The organism is Methanolobus sediminis (assembly GCF_031312595.1).
GTDB lineage: Archaea > Halobacteriota > Methanosarcinia > Methanosarcinales > Methanosarcinaceae > Methanolobus > Methanolobus sediminis.
This window is the reverse complement of the sequence record NZ_CP133592.1, coordinates 1,382,947-1,402,982: the sequence shown is the minus strand read 5'-3', so window position 1 is coordinate 1,402,982 and position 20,036 is coordinate 1,382,947. Positions and strand designations below refer to the sequence as shown.

General features: G+C 40.6%; 20 protein-coding genes. 14 read left to right on the top strand and 6 right to left on the bottom strand.

Annotated features, from left to right (window positions below; all coding sequences use genetic code 11):
- Positions 1-89: 89 nt before the first annotated feature.
- The 4 genes from RE474_RS06740 (at position 90) to RE474_RS06725 (ending at position 4,271) form a co-directional block, all read left to right on the top strand.
- The gene (locus RE474_RS06740; RefSeq protein WP_309309628.1) at positions 90-299 is read left to right on the top strand and encodes a TOBE domain-containing protein; all 210 of its coding nucleotides are present in this window, start codon (positions 90-92) and stop codon (positions 297-299) included.
- Between the two features lie 107 nt (positions 300-406).
- Positions 407-1,495: a DNA polymerase IV gene (gene dinB / locus RE474_RS06735; RefSeq protein WP_309309627.1), complete on the top strand. Its 1,089-nt coding sequence runs from the start codon at positions 407-409 to the stop codon at positions 1,493-1,495.
- Between the two features lie 8 nt (positions 1,496-1,503).
- On the top strand, positions 1,504-2,358 hold the full coding sequence (locus RE474_RS06730; protein WP_309309626.1) for an ion transporter: 855 nt from the start codon (positions 1,504-1,506) through the stop codon (positions 2,356-2,358).
- A gap of 359 nt (positions 2,359-2,717) precedes the next feature.
- Positions 2,718-4,271: an ATP-binding protein gene (locus tag RE474_RS06725; protein ID WP_309309625.1), complete on the top strand. Its 1,554-nt coding sequence runs from the start codon at positions 2,718-2,720 to the stop codon at positions 4,269-4,271.
- 47 nt (positions 4,272-4,318) lie between these two features.
- Here the strand turns inward: RE474_RS06725 and RE474_RS06720 are convergent, their stop codons facing one another.
- Together RE474_RS06720 and RE474_RS06715 are read right to left on the bottom strand one after the other, a co-directional pair.
- Positions 4,319-5,116: a ribonuclease HI family protein gene (locus RE474_RS06720; RefSeq protein WP_309309624.1), complete on the bottom strand. Its 798-nt coding sequence runs from the start codon at positions 5,114-5,116 to the stop codon at positions 4,319-4,321.
- An 86-nt stretch (positions 5,117-5,202) separates the two neighbouring features.
- On the bottom strand, positions 5,203-5,832 hold the full coding sequence (locus tag RE474_RS06715; RefSeq protein ID WP_309312188.1) for a 4Fe-4S binding protein: 630 nt from the start codon (positions 5,830-5,832) through the stop codon (positions 5,203-5,205).
- Positions 5,833-5,976: 144 nt separating this feature from the next.
- Between RE474_RS06715 and cooS the strand changes: the two genes are divergently transcribed.
- Both cooS and RE474_RS06705 read left to right on the top strand, forming a co-directional pair.
- A complete protein-coding gene (cooS, locus tag RE474_RS06710; RefSeq protein WP_309312218.1) occupies positions 5,977-7,881 on the top strand; it encodes an anaerobic carbon-monoxide dehydrogenase catalytic subunit in 1,905 nt (634 codons plus the stop codon).
- Between the two features lie 24 nt (positions 7,882-7,905).
- Positions 7,906-10,122 (top strand): copper-translocating P-type ATPase, encoded by a 2,217-nt coding sequence (locus RE474_RS06705; protein ID WP_309312187.1) that lies wholly within the window; start codon positions 7,906-7,908, stop codon positions 10,120-10,122.
- 61 nt (positions 10,123-10,183) lie between these two features.
- Here the strand turns inward: RE474_RS06705 and RE474_RS06700 are convergent, their stop codons facing one another.
- A complete protein-coding gene (locus RE474_RS06700; protein ID WP_309312186.1) occupies positions 10,184-10,378 on the bottom strand; it encodes a hypothetical protein in 195 nt (64 codons plus the stop codon).
- Positions 10,379-10,591: 213 nt separating this feature from the next.
- Between RE474_RS06700 and RE474_RS06695 the strand changes: the two genes are divergently transcribed.
- Both RE474_RS06695 and fhcD read left to right on the top strand, forming a co-directional pair.
- Positions 10,592-12,268: a hypothetical protein gene (locus tag RE474_RS06695; protein WP_309312185.1), complete on the top strand. Its 1,677-nt coding sequence runs from the start codon at positions 10,592-10,594 to the stop codon at positions 12,266-12,268.
- Between the two features lie 107 nt (positions 12,269-12,375).
- Positions 12,376-13,269: a formylmethanofuran--tetrahydromethanopterin N-formyltransferase gene (fhcD, locus tag RE474_RS06690; RefSeq protein ID WP_091710715.1), complete on the top strand. Its 894-nt coding sequence runs from the start codon at positions 12,376-12,378 to the stop codon at positions 13,267-13,269.
- Positions 13,270-13,515: 246 nt separating this feature from the next.
- On the opposite strand, the gene RE474_RS06685 is transcribed toward fhcD, so the two are convergent.
- Both RE474_RS06685 and RE474_RS06680 read right to left on the bottom strand, forming a co-directional pair.
- The gene (locus RE474_RS06685; protein ID WP_309312184.1) at positions 13,516-14,046 is read right to left on the bottom strand and encodes a hypothetical protein; all 531 of its coding nucleotides are present in this window, start codon (positions 14,044-14,046) and stop codon (positions 13,516-13,518) included.
- A gap of 28 nt (positions 14,047-14,074) precedes the next feature.
- Positions 14,075-14,491, bottom strand: a complete 417-nt coding sequence (locus RE474_RS06680; RefSeq protein WP_309312183.1) for a hypothetical protein — start codon at positions 14,489-14,491, stop codon at positions 14,075-14,077.
- A gap of 273 nt (positions 14,492-14,764) precedes the next feature.
- Between RE474_RS06680 and RE474_RS06675 the strand changes: the two genes are divergently transcribed.
- The 3 genes from RE474_RS06675 (at position 14,765) to RE474_RS06665 (ending at position 16,514) form a co-directional block, all read left to right on the top strand.
- Complete coding sequence (locus tag RE474_RS06675) at positions 14,765-15,148, top strand: hypothetical protein (protein WP_309312182.1); 384 nt, start codon at positions 14,765-14,767, stop codon at positions 15,146-15,148.
- A 44-nt stretch (positions 15,149-15,192) separates the two neighbouring features.
- Positions 15,193-15,564, top strand: coding sequence for a hypothetical protein (locus tag RE474_RS06670; protein WP_309312181.1), 372 nt, complete (start codon positions 15,193-15,195; stop codon positions 15,562-15,564).
- 116 nt (positions 15,565-15,680) lie between these two features.
- A complete protein-coding gene (locus RE474_RS06665) occupies positions 15,681-16,514 on the top strand; it encodes a hypothetical protein (RefSeq protein WP_309312180.1) in 834 nt (277 codons plus the stop codon).
- Between the two features lie 55 nt (positions 16,515-16,569).
- On the opposite strand, the gene RE474_RS06660 is transcribed toward RE474_RS06665, so the two are convergent.
- Positions 16,570-17,379: a winged helix-turn-helix transcriptional regulator gene (locus RE474_RS06660; RefSeq protein WP_309312179.1), complete on the bottom strand. Its 810-nt coding sequence runs from the start codon at positions 17,377-17,379 to the stop codon at positions 16,570-16,572.
- 220 nt (positions 17,380-17,599) lie between these two features.
- Between RE474_RS06660 and RE474_RS06655 the strand changes: the two genes are divergently transcribed.
- From RE474_RS06655 to RE474_RS06645, 3 genes are read left to right on the top strand one after another with little or no spacing between them, the layout of a single operon-like run.
- Entirely contained in the window at positions 17,600-18,199 is a 600-nt protein-coding gene (locus tag RE474_RS06655; protein WP_309312178.1) for a transglutaminase-like domain-containing protein, read from the top strand.
- A gap of 29 nt (positions 18,200-18,228) precedes the next feature.
- A complete protein-coding gene (locus RE474_RS06650; protein ID WP_309312177.1) occupies positions 18,229-18,588 on the top strand; it encodes a nuclear transport factor 2 family protein in 360 nt (119 codons plus the stop codon).
- 37 nt (positions 18,589-18,625) lie between these two features.
- Positions 18,626-19,933 (top strand): DUF2238 domain-containing protein, encoded by a 1,308-nt coding sequence (locus RE474_RS06645; RefSeq protein ID WP_309312176.1) that lies wholly within the window; start codon positions 18,626-18,628, stop codon positions 19,931-19,933.
- The last annotated feature ends 103 nt before the right edge of the window (positions 19,934-20,036 follow it).

The window sequence follows — 20,036 nt, the reverse complement described above, 5'->3', positions numbered from 1 at the left end:
TTATCACCAGACGAATATTTCAAAAAATATCGCAAAGTATATACATCTTCAAAATAATTTCATCCTGAAATCTAAAGGAGGTTTCATGGATGGAAATTAGTGCAAGAAATAATCTTAAAGGAAAGGTAAAAGAAATCGTTCTGGGTGCGGTTAATGCAGAAATAGTAATTGAACTTCCAGGTGGCTCAGAGATAACATCCATTATCACAAAGAGTTCAGCAGACAGACTGGGTATTGAAGTCGGAAAGGAAGTATACGCAATCGTAAAAGCATCAAATGTCATCGTAGCCACAGATTAAGTGGCTTAATCTTTTTTTCTCAGACAAAAACAGCTTTTTATACTTCTATATTTGATTTCTGCCGTGTCAGTTAACCATAAAAAGCTCCTGAGCATACTTACTAACTGATGGAACGTGTGATAATTCATGTGGATATGGACTATTTCTATGCTGCAATTGAAGAGAGGGAAGACCCGACACTTAAAGGAAAAGCTGTTGTTGTCTGCATGTATTCCAACCGTGGTGAATCAGGCGGAGCTGTCAGTACTTCTAATTATATTGCAAGGGATGCCGGAATACGCTCTGCAATGCCATGCAAGCTTGCAAAATCCAAAAAGCCTGATGCTGTTTTTCTGCCGGTACGCAAAGCGTTCTATGAAGAGGTTTCAGCAAGTGTAATGGAAATCCTCAGGTCCAATGCAGACAGTGAGGAAGCCTTTGAAAAGATCAGTATTGATGAGGCTTTTCTGGAGATAACCGAATCCTGCAATTGTGATTATGATCTTGCAAAGGAAATCGGTCTCAGGATCAAAGAAGAAGTGAAATCACAGGAAAGAATTACCTGCTCGGTTGGCATCGGCCCCAACAAACTCATTGCCAAGATGGCATCATCTTTTCGCAAACCTGATGGAATAACTGTAATAAGACCAGAAGAAACTGAAGATTTTCTTAAACCGATGCCGGTGAAGAAATTATGGGGAATTGGCAAGGTAACTGAGGATAAGCTGGCCGAAATGGGAATCACAACTGTTGAAGAACTGGCTGCTTTTGATGTTATGGAACTCATTTCCGTTTTTGGAAAGAACAAAGGCATGTGGTTGAAAGGGGCTGCATCGGGTCAGGATGATAGTCCTGTGAAAGAAAGAACTGCAAGTGACCAGATAGGCAGGATGGCTTCACTTAAAAATGACAGCAGGAATGAGAATATGATATTCTCTTTGCTGGATGAGCTTATGGATGATGTTATCGGCAAGGTCAAAAAAAGGAAAGTTTCATTTCGTTCTGTAACAGTAACCGTTATATTCTCAAATTTCAAAACTTCAACAAAAAGCAAGACCTTCAACCATGCTGTAAGTGACAGGGAGATCCTTACCGAGAATGCTGTGGAACTGATGAAACAGTTCCTTGAAGAAAGCACTATTAACTTCAGGCGTATTGGAGTAAGAGTTGGCAACCTGCAGGAAAGTACAGGACAAAAGAGCCTTTTTGATTTTTGAGGATAGTAATGGCTGCAAACGAGGATAAGTATTCAGATAACAAACCGGATGGGAATAACTGGAGAAGCCATCTTTACGAAATAATCTTTGAGGCAGACACTCCGGCCGGGAAAAATTTCGATATAATCCTGATAGTAAGCATCCTCTTGAGTGTGCTGGCTGTCATGCTGGACAGTGTGAAATCATTCCGGCTTGCACATGGTGACATACTCTTTAATATAGAGTGGTTTTTCACTATACTTTTTACAATTGAATATGCTCTTCGAATGCTTTGTGTTAAAAGCAAGACCAGATATGCAACCAGCCTTTTAGGAATAATAGACTTGCTGGCCATCATGCCTACATACTTGAGTCTCATTTTGCCGGGAAGCCAGTTCCTGCTTGTGATCAGGATACTCAGGGTGCTGAGAATATTCCGTATCCTCAAACTTGTCAAATTCCTCAATGAGGCTGAACTATTGGTAACCGCTATGAAAGCCAGCCGAAGAAAGATTACTGTTTTTCTTTTCACGGTGCTAACTCTTGTAGTTATCCTGGGTTCACTCATGTATCTTATAGAGGGAGAAACGAACGGATTTACAAGTATACCATTCAGTATATACTGGGCTATCGTGACCCTGACAACTGTCGGATATGGTGATGTTGTGCCGAAAACTCCGCTTGGAATTGCACTTTCTTCGGTTATTATGATAATTGGTTACAGTATAATTGCCGTTCCTACAGGTATTGTAACAGCGGAAATTAGTTTTGCTTCCATTGAAGAAAGAGAAAAGAAAAGATCTGAGAATATCTGCAATAATTGCGGAAATGACAAAAACGATAGCGATGCCCGTTTTTGTAAGCATTGCGGAACAAAATTATAAGATAAATATCAGATATTGATTTGTAGTAAATATATGAGATTGGATATATTATGACTTTATAATATTATTGATTCGCCTCATATAGATTCCATTCCTATTTTTTGAGAAGTATACAAATAATGATACAATATATCATGCTCATTCTCATCATCATATGTGAAAAACCCGGATACATATAAATAGCAGAATTCTAGAGAGTTTTCATCTTGATTCGGTCTTATAATATTATACTACTAGTATAATGTTTTGGTAATAAGCTATCCGTTCCCGAATCATAATAACTGAAAGTTATCCGGGGGATTCACATTTCAATCTGTGACACAAAAAACGATGAGCTGAATAATAGTCAGCTCAATCTCTTGAAAAAAACCCTGTCATCAGTACAGGATCTCATAGTTGTAATAGACCGGGATATGCGAATTGTAACAAGCAACTGGAAGAATTGTGATTCTATAGCTGCAAATGAAAAAATGGGTAATCCATTGTGTTACAGTTGCCTCATGAAGCAGACCAAACCCTGCGAATCATGCCGTTTGCTAGAGGTTTTTGCAACAGGAAAATGCTGTAAATTCGAGATGGAAGATCCTCTTGACAATAAAACAAAACTCATCGAGCTTTCACCTCTTTTTGATGATAACGGCAGTGTCTCAATGGTAGTGAGACACGCAAAGGACATCAGTGAATGCAAATCCATTGAAAATACCCTGAAAATGAGAGAAAAACAACAGGCTGCCGTTGCAAAGCTTGGACAGGAAGGACTTGCAGGAGCAGATCTTGATGAGCTCATGCAGGAGTCGGTCAGACTTGTGACAGACACTCTTAATGTCGAATATTGCCGAATCATGAAAAAAGAAGGCAATGATGCTGTCATGGTTGCAGGCGTTGGCTGGGAAGAGGAAAACAATAGCAAAAATGAAGGTGAAGACAGCAAGAATGACATTGTCTGCTACACTTTGTACTCTGACTGCGAAAAAGACACAATTATTCAGGAAAACAATTCGCAGGATAAATTCAGCGGATTATCTTTACTAAGAGAAAATGGTATCGTCAGTGGAATGGATGTTACCATCGGAAGCAGGGAAGACCCTTACGGTGTAATGAACGTACATACAACGCAGAGAAGGATGTTCTCTAAAGACGATATGCACTTTATGCAATCTGTGGCCAATGTGCTTGCAGAAGCTCTAAGCAGGAAAGAAGCTGAAGAGAATCTCAAACGATATGCAAAGCGTCTAGAGGATGCAAACCACCTGAAAGTGCTTTTCACAGACATACTGACACACGACCTTCTCAATCCTGCAAATATAATACGCGGCTTTACTGAAGAACTGATAATTGTCGAAGATGAGGATAGCAAACAGAACCTGCTGGATAAGATTCACAAGAACAATGAAAGAATGATCTACATGATAGAATCTGCTTCAAAGTTCATTAAACTGGAATCTATCGATGATATCAAATTTGAAGAGCAGGACTTTTTGCCTGTTCTTGAAAAAGTTATCAGGAATCTTAGTTCTGAAATGAGTAAAAATGGGATTCATTTCGATATCAAAGCAGTAGGACCATATTCCTCTTTTATCAATCCAATACTGGAAGAGGTGTTCCTCAACCTTCTCTCTAATGCTATAAAATTCACTCCTCAAAATGGAAGAATATCAATATCCATTTCAGATGCAATGGACAAATGGAAAATACAGGTCACTGATACCGGCTCAGGAATCAACAACAGTGACAGGGAAATGATATTCGAGCGTTTCAGACGTGCAGACAAAGGTAGCATAAAGGGAAGCGGCCTTGGTCTTGCCATTGCAAAAAGGATAGTGGAACTTCACGGTGGAGAGATTGGAGTTGAAAATAATCCGATTGGCCGTGGAAGTGTTTTCTGGTTTACCATCAGAAAAGCCCCATTCTAAATATAGAACTTTGGATAATCTGTAACCCCAATAAATTGATGTTTCTATTACTTTTTTCTCTTTTTACTGAGTTCAATATCTACTTTGACCTTTTTTACTGCAAGGTCAGTGGAAAGTCCCCGAAGCATCCACCTGAGTGCTGAAGCCTGTTGAGTTGGATTGTTTGAAAACTCCTTTTCAGCAATGGCTGAAGCTTTGGAACCTGCTTCCTTCTGCAAGGTCTCAAGTTTCTTCCTTGAAAATGAGTCGAATCCACCAACCTTAAGCTGTGCAAAGGATTTGAAACCTGGAGAGGGAGAGGTGTTAAGTTCATTGATCTGAAGTCTTAGTTTTGAAGAAACCGAAGATGAATTCACATCTGCAACGAACTTCCTGTTCTCAGGTTTTACAGAACCTGTATTTGAATCCGTATTTGATTCTGTTTTCGAAATTTTGTTTCTTCTGGATTTAGGAAGTGCAAGCCTGTCAGCAATGGTGTTCTGTTCCCTGGGAACCCATGTGAATTTAACCTTCAGGTTATGTTTTTTGATTATGGAATCAGTTTCCTCTTTGATCTTTGCAAGATTTTCGTTATTGACTTTCCATTTCCCTGACATCTGGCTTATTACAAGTTTACTGTCACCACGAACGTGGAGAGGACCCTTTCCTCCGAGTTCCAGGTAATTGGAAATACCTTCTTTCAGGGCTGTGTACTCGGCAACGTTATTGGTATTGGATTTTGAAGGTTTCTTTTCCTTACTACCTTCAGTTGCTTTTTTGCCGCTACTCCAGTTGATTATCCATCCGAATCCCATTATTCCTCCGGGATTCGGGTCGCATGAGCCGTCAAAATTCAGTGTGTCCATATTTACTTTAAAAAGTTAGTCATTGCTTTTGTATCTGCTGGAAGAATAGAATTAAAAGATAAAAAAGAAAAGGTAGAGAGGAAAAATCACGCGCTTTTCACTGATTTTTTGAAACTAAGTGCATCCTTTGGACAAATATCAATGCATCTTCCGCATTTGATACAATCAGGATTATGTGTCATTTCCACAATATTCAGGTGCATAGGACATATCTTTTCACATTTGTGGCATTTGATACATTTTTCTATGTCCATTTGCAGCGGATACTTATTCACACCCACTATGCTCTGGAGTGTTCCCATTGGACAGAAAGTACACCATGTCCTGGGAGCTATTGTAACTCCCAATACAACTGCAATGGAAGACGTTACCAGACACATTATCACAAGCACCATTCCAATCTGGTTGATGAGTCCATGAGTATTCATGAGCCTGTAACCCATAAAGACAATCATCAGCATGAAAAGAGGAACTCTTATCCAGTAGCTTTTGAGAAACTTAGGTATCTTTCTTTTTTCAGAGACTTTACCCACCCAGAAATCCATGAAGCTACCCCTTGGGCAAAGGTTTCCACAGAACCAGCGGCCTCGGAATGGCGCTATCAGGAAAATAGCGCCAAATACCAGCAACATAAAATAACCAAGCAGCGGGAACCATAGCCCTGCTATTGAAACGATGATAACAAGCGGTCCCATATAGGGAGTTATCTTTAACATAATTTCACCAGGGTATTATTTTTACACTTTTATAGATATTAACTTTTGGCTATTCTTTTCAATTTTATAATTTCCAAAGAGTTTTAAAGTCTGCCGTACCAAATACATATGGATGCAAAATCCGAACACATATGGGGAATTAATGTGGAAGATGACAGAATATCGTATCATGAGTCAGTGCGTACAGTGTATAAAAGGATAAAAGAAGACGGTATAACCAATATCTGGGACCGCTATGAAGCCCAGGGTATGGGTAGCAGTCCGGACAGAAGATGTAATTTCTGCCAGGGAGGTATGCGTTGTGACCTTTGTTCCAATGGACCTTGCCGCGGCGATGCACTGAAGGACAAAAGGGGAGTTTGTGGAATAACTGCCGATGGAATGGCCATGCGCATGATGCTTTTACGTAACGTCATGGGTGCCTCGACCTATCAATATCATACCAATCAGACAATCAAGACACTTCGAGCCACCGCAAAGGGTGAAACTCCTTTTAAGATCACCGAAGAGGAAAAACTGAGAAACTTCGCCGGAAGACTTGGAATAGATCTCAGTGGAAATATAGGCGATGTTGCCCTGAAACTCTGTGACTTTGTAGAAGAAGATTTTACAAGGGAATACGGACAGCCAAGCAAAATCGTAGAATTGCTTGCTCCAAAGGAGAGGCAGGATTTATGGAAGAAGATCGGTATCTTCCCCGGAGGAATCCAGACAGAGATCCTGAGATCAACAAGCTCATCCCTGACCAATGTAGATGGAAATTACGTCAGTCTTGCACTGAAGGCCATGAAACTTGGTGTGGCAATGGCATACCAGAGCCAGATAGTCAATGAATACTGCCAAGACATCATATTCGGATTGCCCAAACCTCACAACATGAGAGTAGATCTCGGAGTGCTTGATCCTGATTATGTAAATATCCTTCCTAACGGTCACGAGCCATTCCTGGGATTTGCCATGGTGCAGCTTGCAAGAACACCTGAGTGGCAGGATAAAGCCAAGCAGGTTGGAGCAAAAGGTCTCAGGGTGATCGCCAACATTGAAACGGGACAGGAAATGATCCAGCGATGGGAAATGGATGATGCTTTCTACGGATTTACAGGAAACTGGATCATGCAGGAAGCTGTGCTTGCAAGCGGTTGTGTGGACATCTTTGTTGCAGATATGAACTGCTCCATGCCAATAGACCCGATATATGCTGAAAAATACAAATTCAAACTTATCCCCGTAAGCGACCTTGTTTCATTTGAAGGAGTCAGTGACCGTTTGGACTACATTCCTGAAAAAGCCAGTGAGCAGGCAGCAAAACTGCTTCAGATGGGAATTGATAATTTCAAGGAACGGAAGGCCAGTGTTAAGCCTGTTACAGATCTGCCGATGAGTGAAGCTGTGGTGGGCTTTTCCACAGAAAGCATACTGGATGCTCTTGGAGGAAAACTTGACCCGCTTCTGGATGCCATCAAAGACGGTACTCTGCGTGGTGTAGCAGGACTTGTTTCCTGTACAACCTTAAGAGACACAGGTCAGGACAGTCACAGTATTGCCGTTGCAAAGGAATTGATCAAAAGGGATGTACTGGTGCTTTCCATGGGATGTGGCAATGCAGCCATGCAGGTTGGAGGACTCTGCAGTCCCGAAGCAAAAGAACTTGCAGGACCGGGACTAAAAGCTATCTGTGAAGCACTGGGAATTCCTCCGGTGCTCAGTTACGGAACCTGTACCGATACTGGCAGAATTGCTGACCTGATAGCTGCTGTATCTGCAGCTCTTGGCGATGTGCCTGTGCCTGATCTGCCAGTTGTTGCCACTGCACCTGAGTATATGGAGCAGAAAGCAACGATAGACGCTATATTTGCACTGGCATTCGGACTTTATACACATGTAAATCCTGTTCCAACCGTTACAGGAGCACCAAATCTTGTGAAACTCCTCACCGAGGACTGTAAAGACGTTACAGGCGGAGTAATGAATGTGGAAACTGATGCCGTAAAAGCAGTTGAGCTCATGCTTGAACATATTGAGAACAACCGTAAGAAGCTCGGAATCTAAAAAAGGATTTACCGGTGAAAGAAAATGGACCATGATGATTCTGCCATGAAAATGGAAAATGGAATGCATGAACATGAAACTGAGAATGAGGGTGGTCATGCAGAACATCATAAAATGAATCATGGTATGCATCATGAAATGACAGAGAAAGCTGATGGTGAGCATGAAAGTCATACTTCTCATAGTGAACATGATGGACATTCAGGACATGGAAAACACGAATCCCATCAGGTACATGAAGGTCACCAGAGTCATGGAGACCATTCAAACCACCATGCAATGATGGTTCAGGATTTCAGGAAAAGGTTCTGGATATCAATTCTCCTGACGATACCAATACTTCTCCTGTCTCCGATTATTCAGATTTTCCTTAACTCAGGTCTTGGAATTACCATTCCATCTTTTTCCGGTGACACATACCTGCTGTTTGTGTTCTCAACTACAGTTTTCTTCTATGGTGGCTGGCCTTTCCTCAAAGGAATAAAAGACGAACTCTCAGCAAAAAATCCCGGCATGATGACACTTATCGCGGTTGCCATCACCGTTGCCTACGGATACAGCAGTCTTGTTGTATTCGGGCTTGAAGGTAAGCTCTTTTTCTGGGAACTCGCAACCCTGATAGACATCATGCTCCTCGGGCACTGGATGGAAATGAAATCTGTGATGGGAGCATCAATGGCCTTGCAGGAACTGGTCAAACTCCTGCCATCGGATGCTCATCTCCTGAAACCTGATGGAAAAACAGATGACTTCCCGATTGACGAACTTAAAATTGAAGATAAAGTCCTTGTCAAACCCGGAGAGAAGATTCCTGTTGATGGTATTGTGGTTGACGGACAGAGTTCTGTAAATGAGGCAATGCTTACAGGCGAATCAAATCCGGTTCCAAAGGAAAAAGGGAACGAAGTTATTGCCGGTGCTATCAACGGTGAAGGTTCTCTTACAGTTGAGGTTCGTAAAACAGGAAAGGATTCTTTCCTGTCACAAATGCTTGACCTGGTCTCACAGGCACAGCAAAGCAAATCAAAAACCCAGAATCTTGCTGACAGAGCAGCATTGTGGCTCACAATAATCGCTCTAACAGCAGGTACACTCACTTTTTTTGCATGGTTCTGGCTGGCAGATACCGATCTGGCTTTCTCAATTGAGAGAGCGGTGACTGTTATGGTTATCACCTGCCCCCATGCTCTGGGACTTGCAATCCCACTCGTGGTTGCCGTCTCCTCTGCCATAGGTGCACGTAACGGACTGCTTATCAGGAACAGGGGACCATTTGAGAGAGCAAGGAATATTGATGCAATTGTTTTTGACAAGACAGGAACTCTCACAAAGGGAGAATTCGGAGTCAGTGACGTTGTTGTCTTTGATGAGAACATGCAGGAAGAAGAAATACTCAGTTATGCAGCATCCATTGAATCTGATTCCGAGCATCCGATAGCAAAGGGGATACTGAATTCTGCTGAACCTGAATATAAGGTTGAGAATTTCAGTGCCATTTCAGGAAAAGGTGCACAGGGAACTGTTAATGGAAAAGATGTGAAGGTCGTAAGTCCCGCATATCTGGAAGTAGAAGGAATTGGTTATCCTGAAAAGAAACTGAAGGAAATAAGCAGTCAGGGGATGACCACGGTTTTTGTTCTTATCGATGAGAAGGCAGTGGGAGCTATTGCACTTGAAGACGTGGTCAGGCCTGAATCAAAAGAAGCTGTGAGCAAGCTGAAAGAAATGAGCATCAAATGTTTTATGCTTACAGGTGACCAGAAGCAGGTGGCTGAAAGAGTTGCAGACCAGATCGGCCTTGATGAGTACTTTGCAGGTGTCCTGCCAGATGAGAAGGCTTCCAGAATAAAGGAGGTTCAGGAAAGGGGACTCATCGTTGCGATGGTGGGAGATGGAATCAATGATGCACCTGCCCTTGCACAGGCTGATGTGGGTATAGCCATTGGAGCAGGAACTGATGTTGCAGTGGAAACAGCGGACATAGTACTTGTAAAAAGTAATCCGCTTGATGTGCTGGCGATCATGGAACTTTCAAAGGCAACGTACAGTAAAATGGTGCAGAACCTCTTCTGGGCAACGGGTTACAATGCACTGGCAATACCGCTCGCTGCAGGAGTGCTGTACCAGCAGGGAATATTGCTTTCACCGGCAGCAGGAGCAGTGCTTATGTCAATGAGTACGATCATAGTTGCCATAAATGCCAGGATGCTATCCATTGGCAAAGATGACAAGTCTGATTAATTTCAATATTCCGATTTACTTATTTTTCTATGCAGAGAAAATCTTTTTCTGCATTGTTAGTTTAACTTTTTGTATATTTATCAGCTATTTTTGTAACCGACACACCAAGTAAAAGACCCATAAATAATCCAATATGAAATGTAAGTTCACCGAATCCTGATTTGGCATGTATTTCCCATTCACTGAGTTGCAAAGATATAAAAAGCTGAATTGCAAGCAAAAAAATAGCAATTGTTTTCCATGTTTGTAATCTCATTTATTTGTTCCCCGGACGGAAGAAATACGATCTAATCATCGAATTTGACCATGCTTCTTCCTAATATAACTAATAAATTAAGATTAAATATAAAGAAATTATGCTAAAACCTGCTTTTTTTAATGTTAGAGATAATAAAATAATCTGGAATGAATCTCAGACCGTTTATTTCAATAAATATATATATAAATACAAATCAACAATATAAAAGCTATGGAGATCCTCATACCTGATATTGTTGATACAGCTCTTATAAGTGGAGTAATATCACTCTTCCTTATTGCAGACATCCTGATCAAAAATTACCTGAAAATCAATCTCAGGGATGTTGGAGCTGATCTTGCTATCGGTTCAGTGGTCATCCAGTTTGGATATATTTCCATTATACTTGTAAGTCAGCAGATGGATATTTTTGGAATTAATGTTCTTCTTGCTATCTTTTTTGGGATTTTCTGGGCAGCCAGCCTCTGGCTTGCCGGTAAGAGGGACGCACTCACCGACATGTTCTCCTACACGATCGGCACATTCGCCCTTGCGGCATCCATCATGCATTTTCTGGGAACATTCAAACCCATGGGAATGATAATACTGTTTGTATATTCACTCATTCTCTCTGTATTAGCTTTTCTGCTGGCTGATTACCTCAGAACTGAAGCTGTGAAAAAGACCTTTGAGGAACTGACCAAAGACCTGCAGATATATGATATGAATGAAAGTTACAGAAAACTGGAAGCAGGGAAAGAAAATATCGATCCGCTCCAGCCTGTGATCGATAGAATACGGGGAGCTGTGAGGAATAATGATGATTTCACTGCAATCGTGGGAGTAAGGACAATCCCATATGTGTGCTTAAAAGTTCTCAGTTCCGGTGGAAAAAAGAACCTCATTATAAAGTATATCAACATACATCTGTACCAGCTTGCCATCCTTGCAAGGGAAGAAAAGAACAGGTTCGTATTGATGGAAGTTATCGATGCTTTCGGTTCCATTGGAAAAGAATGTTCACAAGCCGGTATGGAAAGCTTTAGTCTGCAAACCCTTGATAATATGACTGGTTTCTTCGAACTGCACAGGGAAATAGAATACTTCCCTCCGGTAGACAAACTTGCACTCATCAAACACTCAAAGGATATTACGGATATAGTTGATATTTTCAGGAACAGGAGAGTCTCAAGTCCTCTTCACAAACTTGCAATTGCTACCGGTGATATCGGAGTCGCAGCTGCTAAGAAAGACATGCTCGAAAGTACTGAAAAGTCAGTTGTCCTGCTTAAGAAGATAGCACTTGATGCAGCAGTTAACAGGGATACTGCAACCCTGAGCAACATCCGGGAAGTCCTGCTTGAACTTGCAAGGACAGTTGATAATAAAGACCAGAAACATCTGAAGAAACTCATTATCTATTCACTGAGAGACATCGGAATTAAAACTGTGCAGGAATCTCCTGGAAGAGAAAGACATGACTGCCTCGATAAAGTGATAGAAGCACTTGAAGAGGTCGGGCAGATATTCGGAGAGGAATCCCTTGCTGATGTTACAGCTGCATTGAAAGACATAGGAGTTGTTGCCGCAAGAAAGCATTCAGATGAAAAGGTCTCAAGGATAATTCCTGTGATGGAACATTTCTGTACTGTTGCGGCATCAGATAATCAGGCAGACAACGTTTCACTTGCTGTCAATGCCATTGTCGAGGTATGTGAGATCTCAATAAAGGAACAGATGGTTGAATCTACAGCCAGTTCATCAAAGAGCCTTGCAAACCTTTCGAACATCGAATCTATTTCAGTTGTTGTCAGTGAAGCTATTTTTGAGATCGGCAAGTATCAAGAAATTGACAGGGAAATGTTTGCCCTTTTTGATAAGACATACCGCAAGTCAGGCGGAAGATAGTCTTCTTTTCGAAGAGTATATGTATTGTAATTGTCTTGTATTACTGCTATAGTTAGTGCAACATTTGATGTTGGCTACTTAATTTTAACTTAAAACAAGGGATTATTATGGAAATCAATGGAGTAGAAATCGAAGATACTTTTGCAGAAGCGTTCCCGATCAAGATCTCAAGAGTACTTATCACCGCAGCAACAAAACGCTGGGCAGAGATAGCTGCACTTGAAGCAACAGGATTCGGTACCTCTGTTATTATGTGCCCTGCAGAAGCAGGTATTGAAAAGTTCGTTGGTCCTGATGAGACTCCTGACGGAAGACCTGGTGTATACATCCAGATCTGCACCTTCGGATACGAATCACTTGAACACCAGTTACTTGAGCGCCTTGGCCAGTGTGTGCTTACAGCACCAACAACAGCTGTTTTCAACGGTATGCCAGAAGCTGAGAAGCAGTTCAACGTAGGTTTCAAACTCAAATTCTTCGGTGATGGTATGGAATCCGAAACTGAGGTAGCAGGCCGCAAGATGTACAGCATCCCTATCATGGAGGGTGACTTCCTCGTAGAAGAGAACATCGGCGCTGTAGCAGGTATTGCAGGCGGTAACTTCTTTATCTTCGGTGACAGCCAGATGACAGCACTTACAGCAGCAGAAGTGGCAGTAGACGCTATCAAGGACCTTGAGGGTACAATCACTCCATTCCCAGGCGGAATTGTTGCAAGTGGTTCCAAGGCTGGTTTTAACAACTACAAGTTCATGAAGGCAACTGCAAACGAGAAGTTCTGCCCATCCATCAGGGACAAAGTCGAAGGTACCGAGATCCCAGAAGGTGTAAAGGCAGTTTACGAGCTTGTCATCAACGGTGTCGACGAGGATGCTATCCAGAAGGCAATGAAGGCAGGTATCGAAGCAGCTATCGCAGTTCCTGGTGTATCAAAGATCACCGCAGGAAACTACGGCGGCAAACTCGGTAAGTACCAGTTCCACCTGAAAGACCTTTGCTAAAAAGGCTCTTTCATTTTTCATATTTTTTGTTTTTTAGTCATATTGTGATTTCTGAGTTTTTTTCACTTGCTTTTAGCTGTGCATTTTTTGTTAAACTGCAGAAATTATTGGCAAACAAAGAACAAGGCAACCACCCGCTGCAGGCGGCACGTTCCTGTGCTGCCATCTTGATGACTTTTGAAACAATGCAGTTGTTTAAAATTGCTATGTTAAAGTTGCAATTAGCAGGATTTCTACGAGCCGAAATTATGGAAACTCAAAAGGAATCTCTTCTGCATATGCTTTCTGGAATCTCAATTTCTTTTGCTCATAGTCTTCCTGATCTTCAATCAAAAGGTTACCATATGTAGGAGCAAAAGTGTAGCCTCTTTCATCATCTCCTTTAGTGACAAAAAGATAGATTTCCCCCGGTCGGAGTAATTCATCTCCATCCGCAAGAGTAAGAGACCTCCAGATGAACACATGTTCATAGCCACCGAACTGCTTTACAGTGACATTTCCGGTAGAATTTCCTTTTATCGATTCTATGATTTCTACACTGAAATGCGTTTGAAGATTTGGTTCGTTTGACGAGCCAGTCTGTTCGATTACTTTACCAATGAATACATCGCTGGAAAAGCCAACCAGTTCTCTGTCATCAGAAACATTGATTGCATAATCTATCTGAGCCATTCCATGTTGGGTGTCGAAATAGTAAACTTGGATGAAATAGGCAAAAGCTCCTAGAAGTGCTGCAACGATTAAGAAGACTAAAAGAACATTGGGTTTGTTTGTCATGATGGAGACCTCTATCCTTAGATAGATACTATGCGATGGTCATAGAGAGTTCCAATGCTTCTTCCGGATATCCATTAATATCAATGAACAGAAACTCTAAGCTGAGATCTTCAGGGTATTCTCCTGTAATCTGTCTCTTTGTTATATTACCATCCAGAGTGACTTCATATGTGTATGTAGCTTTTTTAAGTTCAACCGGGGTTGGCCAGATATTTTCACCCGGAGCGAGATCATATTTCTGATTGAATTTAGAGACATTTGCACTATCGAGTAGTTTCACTGTTATTGTATGGATTACGTTGTCATTGTTTTTGATTCGAAAAGCTGCTGTGCCGTTTTCGCTATCATCTGTATTTAGTATATTTAGCAGGATCAGATATGTCAAAAAACCAATTGTCAATAATATAAAAGTAATTGTAAATGCTGCAACGTATCTTTTCTCCATTTCCTTTCCTCTGTTTCAGTGACTTTCACCTGTTATCGCAAATCGATATTATCAGAAAATTGGTTTAACTTTGCATTAATTTTTTAGTAAACTATATATTTCTTATGGCCAATGCATCCAACCAATCTGTTTGCCGGTCCTGACTTTACCCTGTTGAAAATATTAGTTGGATTGTATGACCACAATCAATAAATAAATTACATATAATTTTTAATTAATTTATGAACTAATTTTAGAATATAGTAATTTTAGTAAAAAATATGGAGTAATTAAATGACCGAAAACCGAGGGAGATACCTGGCAATAATTGGTGGAATTTTAGGTATCTGTGTAAGTTTAGGACTATTTAGCATAATTAAAGGAATAATACCTACCAATGGTATAGGCTTTATTTATGGTGTGACACCAGTACTGGGAATATCTGACCCAGACACAGTGCTGGCAATCTATACATTTTCATCAACAGCACTTGCAGTTATTGGAATCATAGCAGCTTACAGATTATCGAAAAATGTACGTAATTCTGCATTAATTATAATTGCATCGGGTTTGGCTGGATTTCTATTCATGAGTTATTTATGGTTTCCAGCAGGATTTTTGCTTGTACTTGGCGGGATACTATTAATGAGAGATAGGAAGATTGGTACCCCAGCCTAGAATTATACAAATTGAGAACTGCTTGAGAAAAAGAAGTGGTACTAATGCCAATTGAGAAAAAAAAACTCGATGAAAATAAGAATAATCCATATGTTTCGATAGCAAAAGCACTTGGATTGTTGATTGTCGTATCTTTCCTGCTCTTTGCAGCCTTCTTTACATTGGGTGCTTACAACCACATGTATTCAAAAGCGATAGATGCCAGACTGCTGGATACTGTTCCCGACGAGTTCGTCATAGTTACGGAAGAAGAACTAAATAAATATCCAGCACTCAAAGAAGCGATAGATACTCAGAGTTATGTAAAAGCAAATCCTCATGAATGGAGCAAAACAATAGATTTTCTTGACGAAAAGGGGTCTTATGTAGTCAAATTCGAGGATGAATATTATGAAATTGGGTTTATGACTGCATAAAGGAGACTGAAATAATGAAGTTGAGGGGTTTTTATAGTGAACATGAAAATCAGTAAAAACAGATTGTTGATATTGCTCGCAATATTAGTTATTGCATGCATAGCCTTATACTCACAGTGACTTCGTACTCTGGAAACACTAAGTATGAGCATCCTGAAGGATATATTCAAAACATTGACCCTGCATCATATGAAGAAAGCAGCATTGAAATTCCATCAACAATAACAAAATATGAACTAATCACAATAGATCCTGCAGAATTTAAACAAACCGCAGACACAGGAACAATGGAACTCAATCTTGCAGGAACAGGTTTCGTTTTAGAAATGGATCCTGGTATCTGGGTTAACGAAGGAATGAATGAATCATTCCAAAATGAAGACGGAATCGATGTTGAAAGAGAAATGGAACCTATCTACCAGTACAATGGAATAGTCAGGGACCAACAAGAAACAAGTAACGTCCTTTTTACTATGGACAATCAAACTGTTCTGGGAACCGTTTATTCAAACACTGAAACATACGTGATTGAGCAAGTAGGATGGGTAATGGACAACAATACTAAAAGAACAGTGTATGTGGCCTATAAAGAATCAGACATTGAATATACAACAAACAGTTCATATCCTTCTGGAAAAGAGTTACCTCTGGAATTTATAGTCTTTAATGGTGACGAATATCCACATATAATCTCAGTTGAATTATTTGATTCAACAGGAACACTACTATACACGAATATATATGCATTGGATCCTCATGAATATGTACACCCTCCAGAGATGAAAAACACTGATGAAAGTTACATATTCAAAGTAACCCTTGATAATAACATCACTGGTACGTACAGTTTTATACCTGATACCTATGACTATTCTGCAGCTGATATATACATCGATAACGACTCAGCTAACGGAGGAGCATACATAAGCTTTGGAATGGCAATAGCTTGATTTGAAGAAACTCCATCCTTTTTGGATGGAATCTCTTTTTTATGAAAAACTCATTTCAATCAACATCATCAGATAAAATCGAAACATGTGGATAGTACATTTTATAACGGCCATTCTTTTTGAAATCAATCAAATCATCCTTGTGAAGTTCTTTGATGTGCCAATGAACCGTGCTTTTATCAATCTTGAGTAAGTTCGCAAGCTCCTTTCCTGTAATACCCGGTCTTTCAGTTATGATCTCGATTATCCTTTTACGATTCTCGTTCTTCTTATGAAGATGAAGCACTTTTTGCTCTTCTGTTTTAGAATAAGTGATATGAAAAAGTCTTTTTAGCTTGCCTTTTTTAAATTTCTGTATTCTATTATCAGAGGACAGTCTTGAAAGATGGTACCTTAGAGTACCTCTCTTTAGGTCAAGATCATGAGCAATCTCAGATTCCATACAACCAGGATTCTCAGCTATGTAAGAGGCAATTTCCTGCATTTTTGGATTGGTACCTCTTGCTAGTATTTTTCCGAGAAGAAGTGGAAGACATTTTAGTAGTGTTACCGTGGAAAATACAGCTCCGCTTATGACAGATAGTTGTATCCACAAAGGTAATTCCCAGAAAGTGATTTGCTTGTCTGCACCGCTGTCATCAACTACATCACCTTCTTCAAGGGGCAAATGCCCCGGAGTGACAATATACTCGTGCTCATCACCACCGCCAAATGGATGCAACAATGCAGAAGGATGGTATAGATAGAAAAATGGACTTTTTTTAACACGGTAGCCATCATCACCATTTAAAGTGCAGACTGTCAATATCGTTCCAAAAATAATAATCAGGATTAATCCTGCTCTAATCAATGAACCAATTCTCATAATTCTCTAAGTTTGTCCAAATGTCACAGCTTAGCATATAGTGACGATCAACTAATCTCATCAAATGTTGTTAGAACCTTTTTGAATAGCTTGCTAAGAAAATTTCTTATCCAAATATATTATTTATTCTTTATGGCCATATTGTTCAACTGTTCTCCAGATTCCTATTCATCCGTGCATTTTTTCTCAAATAACAGAAATCTCTACAATAGTTGAAACTATGACAGCAATGCAGGATTACTTAAGACCAACACCAATCATCGACTTTAACCACCTAGCCGTCATGAAAAAAGCAAAGGAACTCGCAGACAACAGTCAGAACCCAATAGAAATATCCAGAATCTGTTTCGAGTTCGTCAGGGATGAGATTAAACACAGCCATGACTACCGTATGAATCCTGTCACCCTAAAAGCATCCGAAGTCCTTGAACATGAAACCGGTTACTGCTATGCTAAAAGCCATCTGCTTGCAGCACTTCTCAGAGCAAACTCAATTCCAGCGGGAATATGCTACCAGCGTTTGAGCAGGGATGACAATGCAGAAGGTGAACCATTTTGTCTGCACGCCTTGAATTCTGTTTATCTGGAAGAGTTTGGTTGGTATCGTATGGATGCGAGAGGAAATAAGGAAGGAGTGAATGCCCAGTTCAACCCACCCTATGAACAACTTGCATATGAAATCAGAATTGAAGGTGAAGCTGACCTACCTGAAATATGGGCTGACCCGATACCACCTGTAATTGAAGTTCTTAGTAAATACAAGAACTATGATGAAGTTTACGAAAACCTGCCAGATGTTCCGTTGATCAGCAAAAAATGAGAGGAACAGAGAGTTAAGGATTTGAATACATGCGTTCAAGAGAACTTATAGAAAAATGGGTTGAAGCCTTTAACAATGCAGATTCAGGCGTGCTTGCTGAGATGTACAGCGAGACAGCCGTGAATTACCAGATACCAGAAGAACCGGTGGAAGGTAAAGAAGCTATCAAAAAGATGTTCAAGGAAGAGTTTGCAAGAGCTGAAATGGTCTGCATAGTTGAGAATATTTTTCAGGATGGTGAATGGGCAATTCTGGAGTGGAAAGATCCTCTTGGACTTAGTGGATGTGGATTTTTCCATGTCGTAAATGATAAGATAGTTTTTCAGAGAGGATACTGGGATAAGCTATCATTTTTGAGACAGCATGGGCTTCCGATACCCGAGGAATAAATACCACTAATTCTCATACATATCATAAGAAACAATTATGGTCCAGATAGACAAACTCCGCAAAATCCTGAAAAATACTTCTCTTAATGCATTTGTCGGCTGGACAATGATCCTGCTTCTTGCACTGCTTGGAATAGGTAACTTCATCTACGGCAGGTTCATGTGGACCATACTGATCGCTTTTGTCATAAGTATAATAATAACACCTGCCATCAGGATGCGTAAACTCTCAGTTATGCCGTCATGGTATTTTATTTTCCTGGTCATCCTGCCAATAGTTGGAAGTTCAACTGCATGGTACTTCTTTTCCACCAGTATACCGTTTTACGTTTCAGTTGCAACCATTGCACTGCTTCTGGCGGCTGAGATCAACTGGTTCACCTCGGTTAAGATGACCTACAAGTTTGCAATACTGCTTGTTATCGTCACCACACTTGCAATATCAGGACTGTGGCATCTTATTGAATGGCTGCTGGACATCTATCTTGGGACCAGCTATCTACTTAGCGGTCTTTCACCTGATGCGATCAACGATGCCGTTATGCAACAGTTCATCTATGCCACAATAGCCGGAGTTGCTGCAGGAGTTTTGTTCGGGTGGTATTTCATGTCAGCCGGAAATTCATATCTTGTTGACGTGCCAACTCACATTTCAGTAGAAACTGATGATTATATCACACACAGGCCACCAGCTCCCATACGAAGACTTCTTGGCATTTCTGACAAAACACAAGTATTAGCAGTCAGAATGCTGCAAGGTGGATTAATACTGCTACTGCTGTTTGGAATTCTCAGAAAGGACCTGTCCACCACAATAAATGCAACAACCGGACTTATCCTCACTTTTGTACCTCATATGATCACACGCAAATATCATATCAAGCAGGACACAGGACTGGTACTATGGCTCACATTGGCTATCTTCCTGCATACTATCGGAACTTTTGAATTCTACAACTACATCGACAACTGGGACCACGTAACCCATGCACTTTCAGCCAGTGTGGTTGCTGCTGCCGGATATACCCTGATAAGAGCCATTGACATCTACGTTGATGAAATCTACATACCTCCAAGAGTGCTTTTTATTTTTATTCTCATATTCGTACTTGCAATGGGAGTAATATGGGAAATTATCGAGTTCCTTAGTGACGAACTCACATCGACACTTGGTTACAATGCCATACTTGCCCAGCATGGAATTGGTGATACTATGCTGGACCTTGTGTTCGATCTTTTAGGAGCGATACTTGCAGCAACCTGGGGAACTGCTTATCTTTCAAATATATCCTACAGGCTTGCAGATAAGTTTGAGGAGCTGGCAGATAAGAAGAATGCCAGATAAAACATCAGCGTTCCAGAGCCATAGGTTTATATCGTTCCTGCATGATACTATTTTTAGGGACTTTATTCTGCATTCCTGATAATATTTAATCTAAAATATGCTC

Excerpts from the sequence above, each read along its gene's own strand:
- RE474_RS06645 (WP_309312176.1), top strand. The coding sequence starts at position 18,626 with ATGGTCCAGATAGACAAACTCCGCAAAATCCTGAAAAATACTTCTCTT.
- fhcD (WP_091710715.1), top strand. The coding sequence starts at position 12,376 with ATGGAAATCAATGGAGTAGAAATCGAAGATACTTTTGCAGAAGCGTTC.
- RE474_RS06715 (WP_309312188.1), bottom strand. The coding sequence starts at position 5,832 with ATGTTAAAGATAACTCCCTATATGGGACCGCTTGTTATCATCGTTTCA.
- RE474_RS06650 (WP_309312177.1), top strand. The coding sequence starts at position 18,229 with ATGCGTTCAAGAGAACTTATAGAAAAATGGGTTGAAGCCTTTAACAAT.
- RE474_RS06705 (WP_309312187.1), top strand. The coding sequence starts at position 7,906 with ATGGACCATGATGATTCTGCCATGAAAATGGAAAATGGAATGCATGAA.
- dinB (WP_309309627.1), top strand. The coding sequence starts at position 407 with ATGGAACGTGTGATAATTCATGTGGATATGGACTATTTCTATGCTGCA.
- RE474_RS06730 (WP_309309626.1), top strand. The coding sequence starts at position 1,504 with ATGGCTGCAAACGAGGATAAGTATTCAGATAACAAACCGGATGGGAAT.
- RE474_RS06720 (WP_309309624.1), bottom strand. The coding sequence starts at position 5,116 with ATGGACACACTGAATTTTGACGGCTCATGCGACCCGAATCCCGGAGGA.
- RE474_RS06655 (WP_309312178.1), top strand. The coding sequence starts at position 17,600 with ATGACAGCAATGCAGGATTACTTAAGACCAACACCAATCATCGACTTT.
- RE474_RS06695 (WP_309312185.1), top strand. The coding sequence starts at position 10,592 with ATGGAGATCCTCATACCTGATATTGTTGATACAGCTCTTATAAGTGGA.
- RE474_RS06675 (WP_309312182.1), top strand. The coding sequence starts at position 14,765 with ATGACCGAAAACCGAGGGAGATACCTGGCAATAATTGGTGGAATTTTA.
- RE474_RS06740 (WP_309309628.1), top strand. The coding sequence starts at position 90 with ATGGAAATTAGTGCAAGAAATAATCTTAAAGGAAAGGTAAAAGAAATC.
- RE474_RS06670 (WP_309312181.1), top strand. The coding sequence starts at position 15,193 with ATGCCAATTGAGAAAAAAAAACTCGATGAAAATAAGAATAATCCATAT.
- RE474_RS06680 (WP_309312183.1), bottom strand. The coding sequence starts at position 14,491 with ATGGAGAAAAGATACGTTGCAGCATTTACAATTACTTTTATATTATTG.
- RE474_RS06685 (WP_309312184.1), bottom strand. The coding sequence starts at position 14,046 with ATGACAAACAAACCCAATGTTCTTTTAGTCTTCTTAATCGTTGCAGCA.
- RE474_RS06660 (WP_309312179.1), bottom strand. The coding sequence starts at position 17,379 with ATGAGAATTGGTTCATTGATTAGAGCAGGATTAATCCTGATTATTATT.
- RE474_RS06700 (WP_309312186.1), bottom strand. The coding sequence starts at position 10,378 with ATGAGATTACAAACATGGAAAACAATTGCTATTTTTTTGCTTGCAATT.